The organism is Peribacillus sp. 05N428 (assembly GCF_056397085.1).
The window spans coordinates 1-3,953 of the sequence record NZ_JBFTMS010000093.1; the positions used below are offsets into that span (position 1 = coordinate 1).

Consider the following 3,953-nt stretch of genomic DNA (forward strand, 5'->3'; position numbering starts at 1 on the left):
AAAGTTTTAGGCCCCTTGATTGGCTGACGATCTGACTTTGCTTCCTACAGGGGTAGGGCGAAGCCTAGGAATCTGCCCCTGTTGGAAGCTTAGTCAGATTGCGTACATTGTACGATTCGTAAGGCAAAAGGGAAAAATATATAAAAAAAACAGCCGGATGGCTGTTCTCCTTTGATGTTTTATTCTTTTAATCTCTTAATATTTTGAGGTTTTCGGCTCGTTCGGTATGGCGGTGAAACCGTAAAGGGAACAGGAACCTACGAAATGTAGGCGGTAGCCGTACAGATCGTGGTTATCGGGCCATTTAATGCCGAAGCGACACGTACAGAATGACAGAAAGATGCTTTTCCTTTCTGATCAGTCTGTAGTGCTGCCGCCCAAATAAGGATATCAAACTTCTAATTCATATATTGCTTGATAGTAAATGTAAAAGTATTTTTTCACAGGGTGAGTGATTTAATCAAGATAATGATTCAAAAAATGAGTTGATGATGGTAGCTCTTTATCGAATTTACTCATTTTAATATGCCTATGAGTTTTTAAAGACTTTAACGCTTTAAAGAAATCTTCGTACCTTTCTGAGAAGGCTACAATAAAAAACATTGATAATCTGTATACTTCATCACCTATTTCATCAATTACATATTGAAGGTAATATCTTTGTTCGTCATCGTCCATTATTTCTTTATATCTATTCAACAACTGAAAACATCTCATTATGCTAAATATGTAATTTTTAAATTCTATTTTTTTAAATACTAAAGTGGTATCTTCAAAGCAAAACTTCATATGATTTTTATAGTTCCTCCACTTTATATCTTTATCTTTAGAATCATTAAATTCATTGGCGAAATGAATATTCATATTGTCGATTAGTTTAGGTATACCTTGAATAATTCCATACCTTAATGAGCCACTCTGTATACCCTGTTGATAGTGTCCATCTTTTTTATCTTTTATATCTTTCAACTGGATAAAGAAGCTATTTTCAAATCTTTGTAACTGAGCAGTTTTATTCTGTTCTCGAAGAGTTTCTCTGGTTTCTTCCATTTCCTCTTTTTGAGTCTTAAGTTGTTCTTCTTGAAGTTTAAATGTTTTATATACAAATGCAATTGTGACTATGGTTAAAAACGGGAGTGTAGAGCCTCCTAAAAAGTCTCCGTATACACCTAAGTCTGCAAAGACATCACCAAGATTAAATCCCTTAACAATGAGTATTCCAATGAACGGGGATAAAATTGCGAATATAAGCATTATAAAACCAAGATCACTAATATGTTCACTAAAATTAAATGACTCATTGTTGTCTTTGTTTTTTTTGCAGAATTTCATAATACACCTCTTTTAAAATATTAATATCATACATCACCAGTGAGAAATATGGTATTTATTGTTGATTATGGTTCAATTTCTTTTTATTTTATTTAACCATAAATTATCTGAAGTTATTAAATTAGAAAATATAAAGAGGAGGTAAAACATAGGTAATCACATACCTTTTAAAGCAATGTGGAAACTTTATCGAATGTGAAAACGCAACTTCTAGTTCTAAAAACATCTGTTTTGAAATTTATTTCAATGGGAGGACCATTTAACTTTAGTTAAATGGTTTCCTTATTAGGTTTTAAAAGGTTTTAGGATGCTTCAGCATCCGTTGGCAGGCTCGATGCCTGCCTTATAATCAAGAAAAAACGTATGTTTTTTCCTTCAATTCGTAAAAAATCAATGGATGGATCAGATCCATTGATTTTTTTGTGTTGGTTAAAGTCCATTCTTAACAAACGACTTTTGTGCTTGTGATTTTATAGGTTACTTACAATGAGAAATGTAGCTATTACTTCTTCGGAAACCCTTGTCTCCGTATGTCACATCCATATTTCTCAGCTAATGATTTGGCATAGGCAATCGCAGTATGCCTTTGTCTTCCTTCGAATAATTCTGTATCAGAAGTTCTGATATATAGATTCTGATTAAACTTTTCAAAATCCACTTTCGGCACATGTTTAACTCCTACATAAAATTGAACGTTGTGATAATTCTTTCTGTGAATATAGACATGAGGTTCCGTATCCGTAGACGAAACTAATTCAATTTGTTCGGTAACATGATGCATATATTCCTCACTCACAGCAATTTGTTCTTTCAATAAATCTATATCTCTTTTTGTCCATTCAAGTTTTTTCTCCAATGAATTTAAATCAAAAACATGTTTATAATCCTCTCGATTAAGATGAATCGTGTAATGACTATTCATTCTTAACACCCCAATTCATATCTTCAAAAGTTACCTCAGAGACACGAACTGTTACAAAGTCTTCACCAGATATTGAAACACCATAAAACCTAAAGATTTCGTGTTCAGAAGCTTCCCAATCTGTATCTTCTTCATCCAGTGCTCCACTATAAGGAATTCGATTAATGAACTCATTAACCTGATAAGCTGCTTCACATAAAGCATTATCCAAATTCAAAAACTCTTTTACTTCTAAATAACTATTAGCACTCATATCAAAATCTGCTGTAACCCTGTAAAATTTCATTATTATTTCCTCCCATATTTACCTTAAGATTAAGGTTAATCTAAATCTTAATAATCCCTCATATCACCCGTTCCAGTGCCTATAAGAACACCTTCCTCTATTGCTTGACTTAACCAATCATCGGTATTGTCATAAGTGTACTCCTTAAGGAATTCTTCAAGAGAACTAAATCCTTGCAGATTAGCTAATTCTTCGGCCCAATTCCAAGGAACAGTAAACCAAGCACTTCCAAATTTATCGAACTTACCATCCTCATTATTAATGAGCTGGTCTGTATAACAATGGAGTGTGATATTCCTTTCATCCTCCAATTCCTTTACTTTTTCTCGAAATTTCTTATCTACCTCGTCATCCCAACCAGCTTCACTCATTTGTAAACTGTACAGATAATCATAATTTTGTTCTGTTATTTCTAATGCACCATTTAGGTCATGCTCATAAAACTCTGTGATATTATTTAAAGGATTCCTTAAAAGCAATTTTTCACCTTCTTGATAACCCTCCATAATCCAATTAGGTTCAAAGTATTTGCCTTCCTTTGTTGTGATGAAGTATCTAAATTCCTTATTTACCATATCTCCACTTCTCCTTCTTATACTTATATTATACCATTTAGACACTATACATCCAATGAGAAACGTAGCTATATCAGCGTTTTTATAGTGTCTTAGCAAGAACTATTAACTGTTTTCGTCAAGTTCATCATATGTATAGCCGATGCCTGCCAATCTTTCAAACAGTTCGTCTTTGTCAGATTCCATGATTTCTTCAATCATTTCTTCATGCTCTTCGTCTGTCATATCATCGTCTGGATTAGTGTTCCAGAAGTCTACAAGCCAGTATTTCATTTGCGCTAATGTCTCAATTCCGAAGTCACTTTCGTCCTGTATATCGTAGCGTTTGAATAATTTTTCAGTTGTCATAGGTAAATGACCATTTGTATCTTCTGTTCTTGTTTCTTCATCCATTCCCATATCGCCTTTGTGTACTTTTTCTATGTCACTTTTACCGCATAAATCACATGAACTTGTAAAATCCTCAAAAAGCTCTTGGCAACTTTGACACACATAAACAAAATGATTATCACTATTCATTTTTCTTTTCCTCCCTTGATTTTGGATTTTGTACTTTTGTTTGAGTTTTTGATTTTGTTTTTCTTTTTGCCTGGAGAAGCGATTCATTCCCCAAAGGGGATTATTTTTCCCCTTTTGCAAGTAGAACGAACAATGAGCAACGGGAGACGGTCAAGGGTGATCTTAGCCTGAAAGTTTTTTATGTTGCGCAGCGTTCTTAATGAAAAAGTTTTAGGCCCCTTGATTGGCTGACGATCTGACTTTGCTTCCTACAGGGGTAGGGCGAAGCCTAGGAATCTGCCCCTGTTGGAAGCTTAGTCAGATTGCGTACATTGTACGA

5 protein-coding genes are annotated in these 3,953 nt (G+C 34.0%); all 5 read right to left on the reverse strand.

The genetic code is table 11. The features are described from left to right. Positions 1 to 456: 456 nt before the first annotated feature. Entirely contained in the window at positions 457 to 1,332 is an 876-nt protein-coding gene (locus AC1DIV_RS29655) for a hypothetical protein (RefSeq protein WP_048882918.1), read from the reverse strand. Between the two features lie 502 nt (positions 1,333 to 1,834). Continuing rightward, entirely contained in the window at positions 1,835 to 2,254 is a 420-nt protein-coding gene (locus AC1DIV_RS29660) for a hypothetical protein (RefSeq protein WP_048882919.1), read from the reverse strand. Next, positions 2,247 to 2,540, reverse strand: a complete 294-nt coding sequence (locus tag AC1DIV_RS29665; RefSeq protein WP_105718993.1) for a hypothetical protein — start codon at positions 2,538 to 2,540, stop codon at positions 2,247 to 2,249. Before AC1DIV_RS29665 ends, AC1DIV_RS29660 begins: the two co-directional genes overlap by 8 nt. A 47-nt stretch (positions 2,541 to 2,587) precedes the next feature. Next, positions 2,588 to 3,115 (reverse strand): hypothetical protein, encoded by a 528-nt coding sequence (locus AC1DIV_RS29670; protein ID WP_048882921.1) that lies wholly within the window; start codon positions 3,113 to 3,115, stop codon positions 2,588 to 2,590. A 105-nt stretch (positions 3,116 to 3,220) separates the two neighbouring features. Continuing rightward, complete coding sequence (locus AC1DIV_RS29675; RefSeq protein WP_105718992.1) at positions 3,221 to 3,634, reverse strand: hypothetical protein; 414 nt, start codon at positions 3,632 to 3,634, stop codon at positions 3,221 to 3,223. Positions 3,635 to 3,953 lie beyond the last annotated feature (319 nt).